General features: G+C 59.2%; 17 protein-coding genes and 1 pseudogene. 6 read left to right on the top strand and 12 right to left on the bottom strand.

Features of this window, described 5'->3' with window-relative positions:
• The first annotated feature begins 369 nt into the window (after positions 1–369).
• On the top strand, positions 370–948 hold the full coding sequence (locus JQ632_RS37870) for a hypothetical protein (RefSeq protein ID WP_212407810.1): 579 nt from the start codon (positions 370–372) through the stop codon (positions 946–948).
• A gap of 246 nt (positions 949–1,194) precedes the next feature.
• Here the strand turns inward: JQ632_RS37870 and JQ632_RS37865 are convergent, their stop codons facing one another.
• The gene (locus JQ632_RS37865) at positions 1,195–1,512 is read right to left on the bottom strand and encodes a hypothetical protein (RefSeq protein WP_212407809.1); all 318 of its coding nucleotides are present in this window, start codon (positions 1,510–1,512) and stop codon (positions 1,195–1,197) included.
• Between the two features lie 173 nt (positions 1,513–1,685).
• On the opposite strand from JQ632_RS37865, the gene JQ632_RS37860 reads away from it, so the two are divergent.
• A complete protein-coding gene (locus JQ632_RS37860) occupies positions 1,686–3,260 on the top strand; it encodes a winged helix-turn-helix domain-containing protein (protein WP_212407808.1) in 1,575 nt (524 codons plus the stop codon).
• A 242-nt stretch (positions 3,261–3,502) separates the two neighbouring features.
• On the opposite strand, the gene JQ632_RS37855 is transcribed toward JQ632_RS37860, so the two are convergent.
• Positions 3,503–4,174, bottom strand: a complete 672-nt coding sequence (locus JQ632_RS37855; protein ID WP_409363541.1) for a phytochelatin synthase family protein — start codon at positions 4,172–4,174, stop codon at positions 3,503–3,505.
• A gap of 352 nt (positions 4,175–4,526) precedes the next feature.
• Here JQ632_RS37855 and JQ632_RS37850 point away from each other — a divergent pair, with 352 nt between their 5' ends.
• Positions 4,527–4,820, top strand: a complete 294-nt coding sequence (locus JQ632_RS37850; protein ID WP_212407807.1) for a GYD domain-containing protein — start codon at positions 4,527–4,529, stop codon at positions 4,818–4,820.
• An 87-nt stretch (positions 4,821–4,907) separates the two neighbouring features.
• On the opposite strand, the pseudogene JQ632_RS37845 reads toward JQ632_RS37850, so the two are convergent.
• A pseudogene (locus tag JQ632_RS37845) lies at positions 4,908–5,538 on the bottom strand (tyrosine-type recombinase/integrase).
• A 207-nt stretch (positions 5,539–5,745) separates the two neighbouring features.
• Between JQ632_RS37845 and JQ632_RS37840 the strand changes: the two are divergent.
• Entirely contained in the window at positions 5,746–5,976 is a 231-nt protein-coding gene (locus JQ632_RS37840) for a bacterioferritin-associated ferredoxin (RefSeq protein WP_212407806.1), read from the top strand.
• Between the two features lie 217 nt (positions 5,977–6,193).
• Here JQ632_RS37840 and JQ632_RS37835 read toward each other — a convergent pair whose 3' ends face one another.
• The 8 genes from JQ632_RS37835 to JQ632_RS37800 all read right to left on the bottom strand — a co-directional run bounded on the left by JQ632_RS37835 (position 6,194) and on the right by JQ632_RS37800 (position 14,059).
• Positions 6,194–7,066: a DMT family transporter gene (locus JQ632_RS37835; protein WP_212407805.1), complete on the bottom strand. Its 873-nt coding sequence runs from the start codon at positions 7,064–7,066 to the stop codon at positions 6,194–6,196.
• 3 nt (positions 7,067–7,069) lie between these two features.
• Positions 7,070–7,567, bottom strand: coding sequence for a MaoC family dehydratase (locus JQ632_RS37830; RefSeq protein ID WP_249152819.1), 498 nt, complete (start codon positions 7,565–7,567; stop codon positions 7,070–7,072).
• Positions 7,568–7,571: 4 nt separating this feature from the next.
• A complete protein-coding gene (locus JQ632_RS37825) occupies positions 7,572–8,741 on the bottom strand; it encodes an NAD(P)/FAD-dependent oxidoreductase (protein WP_212407804.1) in 1,170 nt (389 codons plus the stop codon).
• An 11-nt stretch (positions 8,742–8,752) separates the two neighbouring features.
• A complete protein-coding gene (locus JQ632_RS37820) occupies positions 8,753–9,997 on the bottom strand; it encodes an NAD(P)-binding domain-containing protein (protein ID WP_212407803.1) in 1,245 nt (414 codons plus the stop codon).
• A 31-nt stretch (positions 9,998–10,028) separates the two neighbouring features.
• Positions 10,029–10,598 carry an OsmC family protein gene (locus JQ632_RS37815; RefSeq protein WP_212407802.1) on the bottom strand — a complete coding sequence of 190 codons (570 nt, stop codon included), beginning with the start codon at positions 10,596–10,598 and terminating at the stop codon, positions 10,029–10,031.
• 502 nt (positions 10,599–11,100) lie between these two features.
• Complete coding sequence (locus JQ632_RS40560) at positions 11,101–11,283, bottom strand: transposase (protein WP_409363542.1); 183 nt, start codon at positions 11,281–11,283, stop codon at positions 11,101–11,103.
• A gap of 357 nt (positions 11,284–11,640) precedes the next feature.
• Positions 11,641–13,428 (bottom strand): winged helix-turn-helix domain-containing tetratricopeptide repeat protein, encoded by a 1,788-nt coding sequence (locus JQ632_RS37805; RefSeq protein WP_212407800.1) that lies wholly within the window; start codon positions 13,426–13,428, stop codon positions 11,641–11,643.
• A 271-nt stretch (positions 13,429–13,699) separates the two neighbouring features.
• The gene (locus tag JQ632_RS37800) at positions 13,700–14,059 is read right to left on the bottom strand and encodes a hypothetical protein (protein ID WP_312015707.1); all 360 of its coding nucleotides are present in this window, start codon (positions 14,057–14,059) and stop codon (positions 13,700–13,702) included.
• A gap of 335 nt (positions 14,060–14,394) precedes the next feature.
• Between JQ632_RS37800 and JQ632_RS37795 the strand changes: the two genes are divergently transcribed.
• Positions 14,395–14,652, top strand: coding sequence for a hypothetical protein (locus JQ632_RS37795; RefSeq protein ID WP_212407799.1), 258 nt, complete (start codon positions 14,395–14,397; stop codon positions 14,650–14,652).
• A 354-nt stretch (positions 14,653–15,006) separates the two neighbouring features.
• On the opposite strand, the gene JQ632_RS37790 is transcribed toward JQ632_RS37795, so the two are convergent.
• Complete coding sequence (locus JQ632_RS37790) at positions 15,007–15,273, bottom strand: hypothetical protein (RefSeq protein ID WP_212407798.1); 267 nt, start codon at positions 15,271–15,273, stop codon at positions 15,007–15,009.
• A gap of 330 nt (positions 15,274–15,603) precedes the next feature.
• Between JQ632_RS37790 and JQ632_RS37785 the strand changes: the two genes are divergently transcribed.
• Positions 15,604–15,777, top strand: a complete 174-nt coding sequence (locus tag JQ632_RS37785; RefSeq protein ID WP_212407797.1) for a hypothetical protein — start codon at positions 15,604–15,606, stop codon at positions 15,775–15,777.
• Positions 15,778–16,152 lie beyond the last annotated feature (375 nt).

Genomic DNA, 16,152 nt, shown 5'->3' with positions numbered 1-16,152 from the left:
CACCCGCTCATGCCCTGTGCATTGCGTAGCGTAGGAGTTGCGTTGAGAGCGTCAGGGTCGGCGGATCAAAGCCGGTCGGCCTTACCAAATGGCCGAAAGACATCCGTCGGTTACAGCCGACTTTTGCAACAAAATCGACACATAGCAGACGTTCAGTTCTGTTCAACAGGCTACAGCCTCCCGGCTGACCAGCAGATATTTTTGTGTCCGCAGCTCTTGGGTGCCGCGTTGCTGATCGGCAGCTCGCTTATACCCTGCACGAGACAGGATTTGAACCGGTCGAGCAGGCAGCGGCGCCCGCTCCATGTTTTCGACATGCGGTCACGCTAGATCGGCAGGGCAAAGTGGCCCACAAAAAGGGAGGTATCGATGTACATCAATTGGGACGTAACGATACGCTTTGATCCGAACTCAGTCCTGCCTTCCACACAGCATGGCATTCCTGTTCCGAGTTACGGAAACTATGGTGGCCCAAACTATTCTGCTGGCGAAGAAGGTGGGAGGACTCCCGAGTTCGGAACAGCCGACTACTTGGCTCATCCTCCAAAGGACGATCTCGATCAGCTCTTTTATGCACACGATCTCGTCTATCAACATTTGAGAGATGGCACTGCGACCGTACTCCAGACGTTTGATGCAGACGCGAAACTGCTAGAGGGCATGTATGCGCTAACACAGTCAGAGCCGGCGCTGTTCGCTAACGACCCCGAAGCACTTCTCTATGAGGGGTTTGCCACTCTGGGCATTCTCGGCAAGATTGAAACTACGCCGGGTGAAAGTGAATATCTCCAAACAACGCTCCCCCCGGCCGAACAGCAGCTCTTCGCTGCCGCGGCAATACAAAGCTTTGAGACCGGACTCACTGAAACGCCAGGCAACGAATCCCGCAGCTTGCATGGCGCGTTGCACGTGTTCGAAGCTCATTTCGGAGATCTTCTGCTCGCGTAAGAGGAGCAGTTTAGAGGGACTGTCGATCGGCTATTTGCTGCCACGAAAAGGTCGCCCGACGGGGCGACCTTTGTTCGTCGCTCACGCCTTCCTTTGGGCTGCGAGTGTGTGCACGTCGGGCGGCGAACGTTCGCTTGCGCCGAACGCAGCCGCTCCGGTAACGTCCCTGCTGGCCCATCGCTTCAGTTACCGTAGTGCAGCAACATGTCTGAAGTCAGGGGTAGATCGGAAGTAGCTGGCTAACCGCTAGAATGACGCGATTGACCCTTGTCGGAAGTCGGTGGGCCCAACATGGCCGTCCACCGTTGGCAGGTATCGCAGCCATTCCCCGGATCGGATGCCCCGCGGGTCAATATCTCGGTGCGAGGCGACGTAGTCGATCTCGCCGCGCGTGGTGCCGATATCCATCAGATCCCTGTCACTTAAGTTGGACCAGGCGGCGCGCAATTTTTGGCGTTCGCGGCGCTCCAGAAAGGGATCCCAACATTTCCAGATGAAGCTCGAGACATGCCGGGCCGATACGGACGTCCGTTCCAGCCATCCTGTGCCGTGCGTCGTGCTCATTGCGGTGTCTCCAGGGATGGTGTCTTTCCACCGGCACGAGGGTGCCGCAATATCGGCAGGCACGCTTGACCGGCCGCTTACATTTTCCTCACCGGCAGCTTATTCTTGCGATGTCCAGCGAGGCCAAAGCGCTACCCGGTTGTCGGGGGCCCTCATCCAGCGGGATTCGCATCTTGCGCTATCTCTTCGAGGAGTACGCATTCGACACCGACCGGCGCGAGCTGCATCGCGGGGCGCTTGTCGTCTCCGTGACGCCACAGGTCTTTGACCTGCTCGACTACCTGATCCGCAACCGGGAGCGCGTCGTCAGCAAAGACGAACTCATCACCGCCATCTGGAATGGGCGCAGCGTGTCGGATGCCGCGCTGACGACCCGACTCAACGCCGCCCGCAACGCAATCGGTGATACGGGCGAAAAGCAGCGTCTAATCAAAACACTGGCGCGCAAAGGCTTTCGCTTCGTTGGCGTGGTGCAAGAGCAGAGGCCCATTGCGCAGGTTGACTCGCTGACGCGGAATGACGGCACGGCGCAAAGGACGTTTTCACCGCCTCGTCTTTCCATCGTCGTATTGCCATTCGTCAACCTCAGCGGTGATCCCGAGCAAGACTACTTCGTCGATGGTGTGACCGAGAGCCTGACCACGGACCTGTCGCGCATCAGTGGCGCGTTCATAATTGCGCGCAACACCGCATTCACGTTTAAGGGCAAAGCCGTAGACGTATTGAAGCTGGGACGCGAGCTGAACGTCCGCTATGTGCTTGAAGGCTCGGTACAGCGTGGCGGCAACCGTCTCCGGGTGAATGTGCAGCTAGTCGACACTGAAACGGGCAATCAGCTGTGGGCCGAGCGCTTTGAGAAGCCCATCGGCGATCTCTTTGATATGCAGGACGAAATCGTATCGAGGCTCGCCAACGCTCTCGATGCCGAACTCCTTGCTCTGGAAGCGCGCCGCGCGGAGCGCTCACCCAATCCCGACGCGACTGACTTGTGTTTCCAAGGCGCCGTTTGGCTCAACATGGGTCGAACACCTGAAAATATGACACGAGCGTGCGGCTTCTATGAACGGGCCTTGGCACTCGAACCGACAAATGTTGAGGCGCTGGTCGGCAGAGCATGGGCTAATTTCGTAATTGGTGCCAACTTGGTGTCCGACGATCGGGTAGAGCGTCTCGCCGCAGCCGAGACAACCCTCGCCAAGGCGCTATCCTTGGCACCGAACCATCCCCTGGCTCACAACACCATGGGCCTTGTGAAAATTTTTACGAACCGCGCGGCTCAAGGCATTGCAGAATGCCAGCGGGCGTTGACGCTTGATCGGAATTTGGCCCGCTCGCACGCGGGCATTGGGGTCGCGAAGTTTTTTCTCGGTCGGGGCGGGGAAACCGAAGCCCATATGGAGCAAGCGCTCCGTCTCTCTCCTCGCGACACACTTGTCTATGTCTGGAGTATGTTTGTTGGCCTCGCCAAATTTTGGCAGGGTGCCGACGCCGAAGCTCTTGTTTGGCTACGCCGGAGCCTTGAGGCCAACCGAAATTATCCCGCTGCGCATTTCAATCTCGCGGCTGCGTTGGCGCTCGTCGGTGAGTTGGATGAAGCACGGGCCACAGCGCAGGCCGGCCTTGCGCTCAATCCGAGTTTCACTATCCGTCGGTACCGCACGAACACCCCAAGCAACCATCCGCTGTATCTCGCGGGATGCGAGCGCGTCTATGAGGGCCTGCGGCTGGCCGGGGTGCGCGAGGGCTGATGGTCAGCTTATGGCCCCAAGCGGCCGACCCGGCATGTCCGCGAGACGTCCGCTCCTTGGGGGTGAAGCAGACTCGATATGCTCCACCCGAGTTCTTCCGGGCGTGACCCAAAGCCGAAGTCGATCCCGCTCGCTTACATCAAGGGCGCTCCTCGGCTGCGTCCGGCGCGGATGACCCACTCCGACTCTTCGAGATCTGGACGTCACACGTCACTGCGTGTCTTCTAGATCGAGTGGGCATGTTACTCGATCAGCAATAGGCCACGCTTCTTGTCCCCATCCCACGTATTCATTGCATCGAACAAGCGCGTGCGCTCCACAAGCCAAGGACGGTAATCGCGATTGACGTCCAGCACGAAAACCAGATCCTCGTTTTCGAGATATCCGCCTATCGGAGAGTGATGGCCACTCCCCGCTCCAAAGATCATCTTCCGATCGAAATTAAGGATGTAACGGTGGGCTGGATCATTGGAGCGCTTCAGATGTTCTCGGAATTCTTCTGCACTCATGTCCCGAAGTACGGTCACGCTGCGACGTGTCTTGGCACGCGCGAGACCAGCAAGCTCATCTAACGTCAGGCCCATTATGCAGAAACCAGTCCAGCAAAGGCCCGTTCCGGCCAAAACCGATCTCTCGCTTGTGGCATCCTCGCCGAACGAACGAAACACGTTGGCTAGACTGGACGGGCCGCAAAGAGAAGCGTTGGACTGCCAAGAAACCGCATGGCTAAATGATGCGGCAGCCGGCAACTTCCACGCGCGTTCGACAGCGTCATCTGCGTGAATTACCGATAACTCAATTGCCTCTGGGCTAACCTTTGTCCGGCTTACGACAAGTTCCACACCGCCCAGGGCGAGGACGATCGCCATTGCGGCGGTGAGGCCGGCCGTCCAAAACTTGGTTTTCAACTTCATTGCAGCGCAAGCTCCTGAAACCGGATAATTTCTTAAACAACCGGCCTCAATTCCGGTAAGACCTCGGCGCTCAACTCTAAGATACATCAGACTGTGGAAGGGGTATGGTCGCTAATGGCCCTTCACGACGGTTTGCGCGACGCCTGAATATTTCCGAACTTGAGGGTAGTCCGCACTTCGGCTGCTCGGCGCTAAACCGGACGCCACGCGGACAGCCCAATTCGGTCGAGAATGACCCCTAGCCGCTTCGAAGCGCCCAGGGGGATCTTGGTGGTTGGGCGGGGTCAGGCAGTGTGGCATAATCCACGACGTGGACCCGTTAAATCCATTGCTTCTTGGAAGGAGAATCGCCATGTCCACGTACATGCTTCTCTGCAATTTCACCGAGCAAGGTGTTCGGACCATCAAGGAAATGCCGCAGCGTCGAGCGGCCGCCAGGGAGTTGGGCAAAAAGTTTGGCGTTGACATCAAGGCCGGCTATCTCGCCATGGGAACATATGACCTCATCATCCACGCTGAGGCCACCGACGATGAGGCCATGGCCAAGTTTCTCTTGTCGCTGGCCGCCATCGGGAACGTACGGACGACCTCGGTCAAGGTGTTCCCGGAAGCGGATGTTGACAAGATCATCGGCGGGCTAGCGTAAGCTAACGCAAATCAAAACAAAGGTCAGTTGTTGACCAGAAGCGGCTGATGGCCGATGGGCAGAGCATGTCCGCTCTGCCCTGGTGATTCAGACATCAACTTGTTCGGCAATCGTGAGGGCGTCGTCAACCTCGATGCCGAGATAGCGGACCGTGCTTTCGATCTTAGTGTGGCCGAGCAAGAGCTGAACGGCTCGCAAATTTCCCCGTACGACGGCAGATCAGCGTCGCCTTGGTCCGGCGCAGGGAGTGTGCCAACACCCTCGGATCTAGCCCGATGCTTGCCATCCAGTCGGCAAGAAGGCGAGCATATTGGCGAGTTGTCATCGCACGATCGCACCCACGGCGCCCTGTGAACAAATACTCACCTGGCCTCTTGCCGGCTTCCTTCAAGAAGTCGTCAACGGCTTGCCGGGTTTGATCAGTCAACTCGAACTTAACGGGTCTGCCGGTCTTCTTCTGTCGGACGGTCGCGCGATCGAGCGCATAGCCATTCGGAGCAACATCTTCGACCCTTAAGGCGACGACGTCGCAACCACGCAACTTACTGTCGATTGCAACGTTGAAAAGGGCAAGGTCGCGGGTCCGTCGTTCGATCAGGAGCCGGGTTCGGATCGACCAGACTTGGTTTGGCCGCAGCGGAGGTTTGGCTCCGATCAGCTTGACCTTGTTCCAGGGTATGCGGCGAGCTTCAGTAGACAGGCTGTCTTCGTCGGGCATGATCGTACTCCTCGGTTTGTGAGAGCATCGAGCATGCGTTGTGACGCGCAGATCGTGTCTGCTTTCAGAGGCTTGCGGCCGTGGGGCGCTCTGGGGGCCGCTTTAACTCCGCAGTGAATGACCCTTAGCGCACGTCACCGTTGTCGTGATGAATGTCTGCTTTTTGCGTGTTAAAGCAGACGTAGGAATTGAGCGAGCGGACCTCCTATGATCGTTTGTTCCTGCAACGTCCTAAGCGACACCGAGGTGCGAACTGTCGCCAACACTGCGACGCGCCGAACCACCAGCTATGTCTTTAGCTGCCTTGGCACCAGAGCTCGGTGCGGTCGCTGCGCCCGCACCATCCGAGAAATCATGGACGAGGTATTTGACGGAGCGAAAGTCGGTCGTGCGAATGGCGGCGCCGTACTTGCTGCGCCGACGGACAAGCAGCCCTAGGCTTCATGGTGCCGCCATCCAGGTGATCGAATAGCGATGCTATTTGCTGCGGTGCATGAGTCCGGTTGTGTGAAGGGTTTCGGATGCCGGCCGCGTGAGGGACGGCGCCGCGTGTTCGGCGGCCGGCGTCCGAAACCCTTCACAATAAGCGAATTTCCGGGACATATTGACAAAGTCCGTTTTGCGGCGCCGCTAGCGTGACGTCTTCGATCGCCATTCAACTGGTACGAGATGGCGCACTTTCTCGACTGCCGAAGACCAGCGCAATTCCCCCGAGTATTGCAAGCGATGATATCGAAAGGCGAAGGGAGATTGCTTCTCCGAGCACTAAGGCGCCTGCCAATGCCGTGATGACCGGAACGCTCAGTTGCACCGAGGCGCCTTGCGCAGGCGTCAGACCCGGGAGCGCCGCGTACCAGATTGTATAGCCAAGCCCGGACGCAACAGCGCCGGAAAGGATCGCACAAGCGAATCCGATGGCAGTGAGGTTCGTGCCGAACAATAGGACACACAAAGAAAGTCCAATTGCGATTGGCAGGGAACGCAGGAAATTCCCGGCCGTCGCGCTGAGGGGATCCGTAATGCCACGGCCAAGCAGCGAGTAAGCGCCCCATGCAACGCCGGCAGCCAACATGAGACACGCGCCCGCCACCGACGGCGCCATCGCACCGGGAGCAACGAGCGCCGCCAGTCCTGCGACGGCGATTGTTAATCCGAACCACTGCAAAGCGGATAAGCGTTCACCGCGGACGAACCCATAGCCGACCATTGTCGTCTGAACCGCACCAAACAAAAGTAGCGATCCCGTTCCGGCCGGCAGAGAGGCATATGCAAAGGAGAACGTGGCCACATAAGCGAACAGCGCTACAGATGCGGGCCACGATCCCCCGGACGGTTCAGGCTTTCGGCGAAGCGACAGGATGAGGCACAGTACGCACGCGCCTGACGCAAGGCGTACAAGGGTAAATGTGGCCGGATCGATCGCAGCATGGGACAGGGCTAACCTGCAAAGCACTGAATTTGCCGCGAACGCAGCCATCGCCAAACCGGTCAGAGCAATTGTCCCGATCCTGATTCGAGGCTGCTTCATTCGTCAATGACCCGTCACCGGGCCATGGCGCACTTCGCCTGCGTCGGCCACGTGCTGCGACAGCGGCATCGTGTAAGTTGTCGCGGTTCCGACCACGCAATCTTCTCCGCTTGCGTTGCGGACAACGGTCTCCAGCTTGCAGATCGGCTTGTCGTCGCGGACGTGCTCGACCTTGACGCTTGCCGTAATCGTCTCTCCGACCCGGACGGCCTTGACGAAACGCCAGTTGGTTTCGAGGAACACCGTCCCCGGCCCCGGGAGATCTTCGGCAACGACGGCATTCATGAGACCGGTCGTGACCCCGCCCTGCACGATAAGCCCGCCGAAGGGCGAACTGGCCGCCAGCTCGAGGTCGTAATGGATGGGGTTCTTGTCACCCGTCATCGCCGTGAACATTTCGACATCGCGCATGGTGGTGGTGCGGCTTCGTTCCGCGCGGCGACCTGCCACGGGCCGGCCGGCCAGCGTGCGAGTCCAGGGTGAATCGGTCGACATCTTCATGCTCCTATGCGGCGTGGGACGGCTCTTGGTACAAGTTCGCGATGTGACTGGCCTCGGCCTTCATGGCAGCGCTCAGATCGGCGTGAAGCTGCTTGACCTCGTCGAGGTCCCAGATGAAGGAGGCGATCGCGTCGGTGGTGCGCAGAAGCGGCAAGGACAGCTCGTCGCGCTCGCGCTGGTAGGCCTCAAGCCCGCTTGTGCTGCCGTCGATGACTCCGCGCGACAGCAATTGCGCATCGCGAAGGGCGTCCGTGATGCCGTGTGCGGTCAGTGGGTCCTTGAAATAGCCGGCATCACCGACGAGGGCCCAGCCTGCGCCCTGACATTGCCGGAGGTAGCTCCTGGCTCCCCCAAAGCTCCGCAAGCGGCCGGTCAGCGTGGCCCTGCCAATGCCGGCGCGCAGCTCGGGACAGCTCGATGCCATCACCCCGAGGAATCCGCGCATGAGATCGCCGCGAAATGTCGCGACGAAATGCGAAGCCGGAACCGCCGCAAAGACGCAGTGACCGCCGTTGGTTGGAATCACGCCGGCCGCGGCGTTTTGAGCGAAATGCCAATGCAGGCCATCGCGGTCCAGGCCTGAAAAGTAGCCGAACACAAGGCCACAGGCGTTGAAGCCTTCGACGATGACTCTTGAATTGACTGATTGTGCGACGGTCGACTGGCGGCCGTCCGCACCGACGACGATATCGGCGCGGACGGTCCTGCACGCACCGCTGCCGTCTCTCAAGGAAGCGCCGATCACCCGGCCGTTCGATGCAAATTGCAATTCGGACACAGCGACGCCATGGCGAACCGCCGCGCCGGCGTCGCGGGCTGCATCGACCAGCAACGGATCGAGCACGGTGCGTCGCGGCGCCAGCAGACAATCGACGCCATGCTCCGGCTTGATGTCCACCCGAACGGCCTCGTCGCCATAGTGGAACGTCGTTGACCGAATCGCGGGCGTTCCCGCCGCAGCAATATCCGGCGCAAGTCCCCAGCGCGTGAGTTGCATGACCGCTGACCGCATCAGGGCGTGCGTCGACATCGTATCGGAGCCATAGGGCTGCCGGTCGACCACCAGCACCTTTGCACCCGACCGCGCCAGGAGCAGGGCGGTGGCTGCGCCCGCACAGCGTGCGCCGACGATGACCGCGTCATAATTTGAGTCGAGACTGTGTAGGCCGTTCATGGCATTTGCTCTCAGGCGGCAGCGCGATTGAGGTTGTGGCCGAGGTGAGCGGCGAGATCCGCAGCATCGTCGTCCGCTCCGTCAATGAAGGACGATTTGCGCCGGCGCATGAAGGGCAGGCCCATTACATATATTCCCGGTGCGGCAACGATCCCGCCATCGTGACGGATGCGTCCCTTGCGATCGAGCACTGGGACGTCCAGCCAGGAGTAGTCGGGGCGATATCCTGTCGCCCAGATCACCGAACCGATGCCGGCATCGTTCAGGTCCAGGCCGATCCTGGTTTGTGACCCGACATCGGTCGGCTCAAAGCGATGCGGCGCGGGAAACTGTTGCGCGAGTCCGCTCGCGTTCACCCAGTCATCGATGCTGGAGAGCAGCCGGTTCATCTTCAGATCGGCCAGCGCGCAGAGATTGGCGAGCGATCCGGAAAACTGCGCCTTGCCGTCAGTAAGGCCGACAACGCGGCCCACGAGCTCGACGCCCGCCTTGCCCAGGCTGTTGAGGTCGACGGTCACGCGCTCCGGCGTTCCGATCAGCTGGAGCGACGGCAGCCGCCGCGCCCGTTCGATGTCCTCTTCCATGGTGTCGTATCGAACGACCATGGCGCCGATGACGTCCATCCACCACTGGATATCCCGCCCGCGGTAGGTTCGCGGCAGCCGGACGTGCTCGCCGACGCAAAGCACGACTCTGCGCCCGGCCGCCCGGATCTCCCGGGCGAGTTGAATGCCGCTTGCCGAGGCACCGACGATCATCACGCCGCCATCAGGCAGGAGACCGGGATTCCTGTATTGCAGCGGCGTCAGGCTGGCCACGCTCGCAGGCAGACCGGCGGCAAGCTGCGGGATCGAGGCAAGATTGCAGGCGCCGGTTGCTATGACGAGCTTGCGGCAGCGCCATGCACCAAGGCTGGTTTCGACCTCGTAGCCCGCCTCCTGCTGCCGCACCCGCGTGACGCGCGCTCCCGTTACGATCGGAGCGCGCGAGAGACTGGCGTACTGATGCAGGAAGCGGACGACCTCCGGCATCGTCATGAAGCCGTCCGGATCGTCGCCACTGTAGGCGTATCCCGGCAGGCGGCTTTGCCAGTTGGGCGTGAGAAGGCGAAGCGAGTCCCACCGCTCCTTCAGCCATGAGTTGGCCACCTCGCCGCGCTCGAGGACCACGTGGTCGATCGAACGCGTGCTAAGATGCCAGCTCATGGCCAATCCGGATTGGCCCGCGCCGACAATGATGGCGGTTGCAAATTTCACAGCACGCGCTCCCTTTCTCCAGCCGTTATCCTCAGTTAGCAGTCACGAAGACGTTCGTCGGATTGGTCACGATGTCGAACACGGCCGACCGCTTCTGCGATTGAGCTACCAACGCCTTGATGTCGTCTTCGCTCGCATCTGCGCGAATGTCGAAGTGGACGCGGATGGCACCGAAGCCGTTGCGCACCTCGTCGTCGATGCCGAGGATTCCTTGAATATCCATGTCGGCCTCGAGCGAAGCCCTGACCGAATGCAGCTGTATGCCGCGGCGCTGGGCAATCGCAGCAACGCCTGCCGTGAGACAGCTCGCAAGCCCGGACAGAACGAGCTCGACCGGAGTCGGAGCACTGTCTTCGGATGCGAAGACCTGCGGGTGATCTGCCTCCACGGTGAACGTCTTGTTGCGGGACTGCTCGGCTCCGAGGCCGAAGAAACTGCCGATAGCGGAGCGGCTGTGCGTGCCATTCACCCATTCACAGCTCGCCCGCCACTTAAACTGAGCCGCCTCAGGCGCCTGCTCGAGTGCCGTACGGGCACCTAACAGCGCATCGACATTGACGCCATTATTGACTTTGGCGCGTGCACTCGTCGTAATAGTCATTTCGTTCTCCTTTGGTGACAAATCTGAGGTAAGGGGGTTCGTAAATCTTGACTCTGCTCTTGCGGGCTTAGCGCTCGCCCAATGTCAGATCGATATACGCGCCCGTGCACGAGCATGCTTGAAGCCAGCATGCGGAATTCCTTTAGATGCCGTTGATTTCTTGCTGAGGCGGTGAGACGGCATAAGGCAAAGACGATCACGCAGCGCTCTCAATCGCGTGAATACATACGGAGGAGAAATGGTTCCCCCCCGAACTTCAAACCCCTTGCGGCTTCGCGATGAACTCGACCAAATCCCACGACTCTTCTCGCTTGGGTTCTTGCCGTCCGGAAGGGTGCGGTCGTCTTCGGCGTCAAGTGTAGATGCGCTTGCTTCATCGCGGACCGAAGAGCTTCGCGATTACTTTCGTCCGCGATGACGGCGGCAAGATGCGCGAGACTTTCGCGTCCCATCTCCGCAACGAGGTCGAACTTGGCAAGGTTGGCTCGGAGCGCGTTGATAGCTACATGCGCTGACGGATTAGGAGATCTCGCGTTCGACGCAACACCAGCAAAGCTTGCTGATCGACCGACTTGATCGGCACGAACCGCATCGATGGGCGTGTCACGGCCTCACAGATGGCGGCTGCGTCGGCAGCATCGTTTTTCGACCGCTTGACATAGCCCTTGACATTACTCGGCGGCATCAGACGCACGGCGTGACCGAGTTGGGAGACATCACGCGCCTAATGATGAGCAGTTCCGCGGGTTTTACGCCAACCAGGCAAGGGGGAATCTTGCTAAAGAAGTGGATGAGCCGCTTGCGCCGCAACTGACGGCCGATGACGACTTTCCCCGCACTATCCACGCCGTGCACTTGGAACGCCGATGGTGCTAACTTGCATGTGGACGACCCCTCCGGTGTTTCGTTGCCTCAACGATCGCCTTTTTGCACATTCGGTGCCGGGAGCGGACGTCGTCCACTACATCAAAAGCTGACTTCGGCCAACGCCTCAAACAGATCAGGCCAAGACTTTCGCCTGCAAATCACGCAAATGGCAAACTTAGGATTTGGAAATGCCGGCCAAACGCAGGCCTTCAAGAAATCGATCAATGAAATCTATATCATTGCAAAAGAACAGCTCGTTTCGGGCTATTTCGGTGTTGTAGTTAGGCTTGCGCCGCAGCAGCTCGGCAGCGGCAGCCTTTGCTTCCGTCTTATCGCCGAGTATACCTAGCGAAGCGGTCAATGCTGCAAATGCTTGGTACGTTGCATTGCTTTGTCGAGTCGCCCGTCGGGCGAACTCGGCTGCTATGTCATACTCGCTAAGGGAAAAGTGAGTCCAAGCACGAACATGATGGAAGCTCCAAAGATGGTTGTCGCGCGGACTGAGCACGGTTGCGCGGTCAAGCAGAGTCTCTGCTTCAGTCTCTCGGCCGTACCACAGCAAGTTGAATCCTTGTGCAAAATAGGCCTGTGCGAAACTTGGGTTTAGCTCTAAGGCTACATCTAGAGCCGCCAGCGCTTCGTCATTCTGATGTGTCAGGCACAGGGCTCGCCCCAGTACGCATTGGCAGAAGCAATCAAGATCGTCGAGAGCCACAGCCTCCCGCGCCTGTCGCAATGCCGTTTCAAGCCGCGCCGGACGATCATTTGGGTCATCTAGAAACGCGCGTTGCAGGTTGACGTAGCTGAGAGCGCCATGTCCGCGCGCAAAGTGCGGATCTTCCGCGATCGCACGTTTAAAGTAGGATTCAGCGGAATCGAACCCTGGCGTGGTAAATCGCCAGAAGTGCCATAGGCCGCGCTGGTAGCAGTCCCAGGCATTGAGGCTCTCGGGTGCCTTGCGAGCGGCGAGCTGCTGCTCGACCTTCGACAATTCGGGTTCGATCGTTGCCGCGATCTGCCTTGCCATTTCGTCTTGAATATCAAATATGTACTCAAGCTGCAGGTCGTACTTGTCTGACCACAGTTGCTGCCCGTCCGCTGCCCGCACCAGCTCCGCTGTTATCCTCACCGCATCGCGGTTCTTTCGCACGCTGCCGCGCAGCACATACTTGACGCCTAGCTGCTGGCTAATCTCTCGTGCATCCGTCGTCCGACCCTGAAATGCGATGGTCGAGTGCCGCGAGATAACTGACAGCCAACGATTCCGAGCAAGAAGACGAATAACATCTTCTGTTAAGCCATAGCTGAAGTAGTCGTTCTCTGGGTCATCCGAAATGTTGTCGAACGGCATAACCGCTATAGACAGCTTCGCAACGGCCTCAGCCCTGACGGTTTCCGAAACGACGTTGTCAAGGTTGGGCACTTCGGCAGCGACGGAAACGGAGATCGGGACACTTCCAGGACCAACACTTTTATCTTGATTAAGCTGAGTGCCCTTCCCAACTTGCTCTGGCGTTTCGCCAATCTGTACAGGCCCGACGAACCGAAAGCCGCGCTTATGCACAGTTCGAATAAGCAACTGGTCGTTACCGTTGTCGCCGAGCGCTCGCCTGGCAGCGTTGATGCGGCTGCTGAGCGCAGCTTCGGAGATGACTCGACCGCGCCAGATGGTGTCAACCAGCTCATCCTTGCTGACAATGCGGTTATGGTTACGCACCAGGTGAACGATAAGATCGAAGACCTGAGGTTCGATATGAATGGATTCGCCACGCCGGCGTAGCTCTTGCTGGCTGAGATCGACCTCAAATTCGGCGAACTGGTATTTCACTACCATCTCCGGCACGGATTTCACTTTTTCATACCGATCGCAGGCGACATGCAAGCCGAGGAACTGAGCGCCCCGAGCAGGGGCACCGGTTCGATAGAGCTGTAGAAATTTATTGACGCCTCGGCCGTCGTTCAATCCCAGTGCCTCAGGAGGGGGTGACGGGATCGCAAAATTCGTCGACGGAACTCCCAGGTTTCAAACTAAGGCTGACCTTAGAGGAGGACAAATCTCCCATCCGTCTGGGCCAAAGCTTGCTTCGGATATCAGTTGTTATGGAAGAAGTCGGGCAATGACCGACGCCCGCTTCAACCCGATCAGCACGAACGTATGTTTCAGGTGTCAGCTATGGCCAGGAGGAGACTCTCTTCGCCTCACCCATCGCCTCGTCGGCGTAAGAGCTGCCGATCTAGGTCATACTCCCTGGCATAAAGCAGCGGATGAATATGTATGGATAGTCCTCGTCGTCGGTATCGTCGTCGAAATAGACAGGCCAGACCATGGTCCGCTCGGCCTTGTTAGGCTCGCTGATAACGGAAGTGTCCGGCACATCGATCCACACCATGACTTTGGAGTCGGGGCTCTTTGGCACTCGCACGCGATAGTGACCGTTCTTCGCTTCCCAGTCGGCGTCTTCGACGACGAAGCCGTCGGCGGACGAACAGCAGAGGCCGTTGCGGCTCTTCAGTTGGTCAAACCACGGCTTGAGTGGAGAATTCGCGTAACGCCCGTCGAGGTCCGCCCCGCCGCCGGCAATGGCATCAGCCACACCCCCATAGGCGCGATAAAGCCGATTAGCGAAATCCAGCGCACGACCAGCACCGAGCGAATTGTTACCGCCTATGTGTGAGTATGTTCCGGCTCCTGCGAGGTTCACATATCAACTCAAGGCGCTGAAGGAGCCCGCTCCATTGCGGGATTTCGATCCGGCCGATGTCGGCTCGGGGTCAAAAGCGGCGGTCCGACGCTCGCACAAGGCAGGTCCGGTTTACCCGCGACAGCGGACCCTATCCACACCCACCATGCCCAGTAGTCCGGCGCCGTCGCAATCCCCAACAGATTGACAATTTGCCGCCGGGCTCTAGCGGCGCTTTGATCGGCCGCATGCGGCCCCAAAAGATCACCTTCGGCGACATGCGCCAGATGGGCGTGCGTGGCGTCTTGGTCTATTGCGCCGACTATAGTTGCAGCCACTCCGTGACCCTGAGCGCCGACCGCTGGCCGGATGACGTGAGGCTATCGGACATCGAGCCGCGCTTCGTCTGCTCGGCGTGCGGCAGGCGAGGCGCTGAGGTGCGGCCGGACTTCAATTGGAATACTCCGCGAACACCGGCCATGGGCTATCGGAATACGGCGAGGTGATAGGCGCTCAGCGGAGCGCCAGCGGCCGAGGCAACCGCCGTCGGCTGGTACGCGTCGGATGTTGATCATGGGCAGACGCCACCCGTAATTTTCCCAAGTGTTGGCGACCAGACGGATTGGTTAAGTCGGGCGAGTGTGAGCGCCCCTAGATGAAAACACCGTAGCCAAAGCAATGGGCCGAGCGCGAGGTCCAGCAATTGGTCAAGCTGGCCCGAGCAAGAGTAGGCGTGTCGAAAATAGCGGCCGAGTTGGGCCGTCACGCTGGATCAGTGAGGCGAATGGCAAGAGCGATGAGAATACTGCTGAAGAAGTGACCCGTAACAAGCTCGGTACCGATCGGGTTTTGCATTCGGATTAACGCGACGCGCAGCGGGGACATGTACCGTCTGCGGCTTCGCTGAGCTGCCGACCAATCTCTTCCCTAAGGGCCTTCGGCTCCCAATTCGCGCCATCGCTCCTGACGATCCTCTTGGCGCGCTCGAAGGCATGGCTTTCGGCCGCATCATCACCGACGCGGATGGTTAAATCAGAATGGAAGGGGCAGATCGTGATTGCACGCGTTGTCTCTAGTGCATAGAGCACCGTGGCGCTGAGGTCGTCGGCGAAATTCTTGGCGGGCATGTCGAGCCTCCTGTCGCACTTGGCCTGGCGAAACCTGCACGCAGTGAACCAGGGCGCGACGCGGATCAGCAGTTAAGGCGAGGCCCGGTGAGCCTAGGAGCCGGGCCTCATAACCTCAGCAGCCTGACAAGAGGTTGTTCGGCTACATGCGCAAGTTACGGCGATCGGCGCGAAGCGCTTTGATGTCGCGCAAGGAGCCGCCGCTTCGCAGCGCAACATTGGCGGTGCTGCCCGTAGTCGTACGGGGCACGAGGCAAGCTCTTGATGTTGCGTGTCATCGATCTTTGGCGTCTACTTCACATTGTATTTTGTGAATTTTCAGAAGGCTCCATGAGCGTCAAAGCCATCATGGCGACGATCCTTCAGAAGGAGCTGGCATTGCGAGGCGTGCATTCACTGACGCCATCCGACTATGAAGAGATCGCAGAGAAGTTGGTCGAACAGCTCAGAGAACTTGAGCTTCAGTTGGCGGCGCGAGAAATAACCGAGAAGCCCGAGCGGTAGTAGTCAGGGACACATTCGCGAAGCACTCGCGTACCCATAGATCGTGACCGTTAGGCAATGCTGTTCCGGTCCGCTTAACACCCAGAAGCGGCGCTAGAGCGGACATTTGCTAACCGACGCGATGGGCCATGAGCAGAAGCGAACCGATGCGCGGGTCAGCTTGAGGTCGGTCGTGCAACCCCCGAAGATTCGGCCCTCGTTGACGATACTCGAATTCGTCAACTCGTGTATATAGCTGGACCTATGGGGCCTTTTCCGTCGGGAGGAAGCGATGGCCATCGAGAGTTCCCGCAATCCTGGCGCCTTTCGTGAATTCGAACATGATGGTTGGGAGACCGTCAGTGTTGGGTATGAGCGGCACTTTGCGCGACTTAC

Origin of the sequence: Bradyrhizobium liaoningense, from assembly GCF_018130955.1 — a bacterium.
Taxonomy (GTDB): Bacteria; Pseudomonadota; Alphaproteobacteria; order Rhizobiales; family Xanthobacteraceae; genus Bradyrhizobium; species Bradyrhizobium liaoningense_C.
This window is presented reverse-complemented; position numbering and strand designations above follow the sequence as displayed.

Bases quoted from the DNA above. Each gene is read 5' to 3' on its own strand.
- JQ632_RS37870 (WP_212407810.1), top strand. From the start codon at position 370: ATGTACATCAATTGGGACGTAACGATACGCTTTGATCCGAACTCAGTC.
- JQ632_RS37865 (WP_212407809.1), bottom strand. From the start codon at position 1,512: ATGAGCACGACGCACGGCACAGGATGGCTGGAACGGACGTCCGTATCG.
- JQ632_RS37855 (WP_409363541.1), bottom strand. From the start codon at position 4,174: ATGAAGTTGAAAACCAAGTTTTGGACGGCCGGCCTCACCGCCGCAATG.
- JQ632_RS37850 (WP_212407807.1), top strand. From the start codon at position 4,527: ATGTCCACGTACATGCTTCTCTGCAATTTCACCGAGCAAGGTGTTCGG.
- JQ632_RS37840 (WP_212407806.1), top strand. From the start codon at position 5,746: ATGATCGTTTGTTCCTGCAACGTCCTAAGCGACACCGAGGTGCGAACT.
- JQ632_RS37835 (WP_212407805.1), bottom strand. From the start codon at position 7,066: ATGAAGCAGCCTCGAATCAGGATCGGGACAATTGCTCTGACCGGTTTG.
- JQ632_RS37830 (WP_249152819.1), bottom strand. From the start codon at position 7,567: ATGAAGATGTCGACCGATTCACCCTGGACTCGCACGCTGGCCGGCCGG.
- JQ632_RS37825 (WP_212407804.1), bottom strand. From the start codon at position 8,741: ATGAACGGCCTACACAGTCTCGACTCAAATTATGACGCGGTCATCGTC.
- JQ632_RS37815 (WP_212407802.1), bottom strand. From the start codon at position 10,598: ATGACTATTACGACGAGTGCACGCGCCAAAGTCAATAATGGCGTCAAT.
- JQ632_RS40560 (WP_409363542.1), bottom strand. From the start codon at position 11,283: ATGCCGCCGAGTAATGTCAAGGGCTATGTCAAGCGGTCGAAAAACGAT.
- JQ632_RS37795 (WP_212407799.1), top strand. From the start codon at position 14,395: ATGCGGCCCCAAAAGATCACCTTCGGCGACATGCGCCAGATGGGCGTG.
- JQ632_RS37790 (WP_212407798.1), bottom strand. From the start codon at position 15,273: ATGCCCGCCAAGAATTTCGCCGACGACCTCAGCGCCACGGTGCTCTAT.
- JQ632_RS37785 (WP_212407797.1), top strand. From the start codon at position 15,604: ATGAGCGTCAAAGCCATCATGGCGACGATCCTTCAGAAGGAGCTGGCA.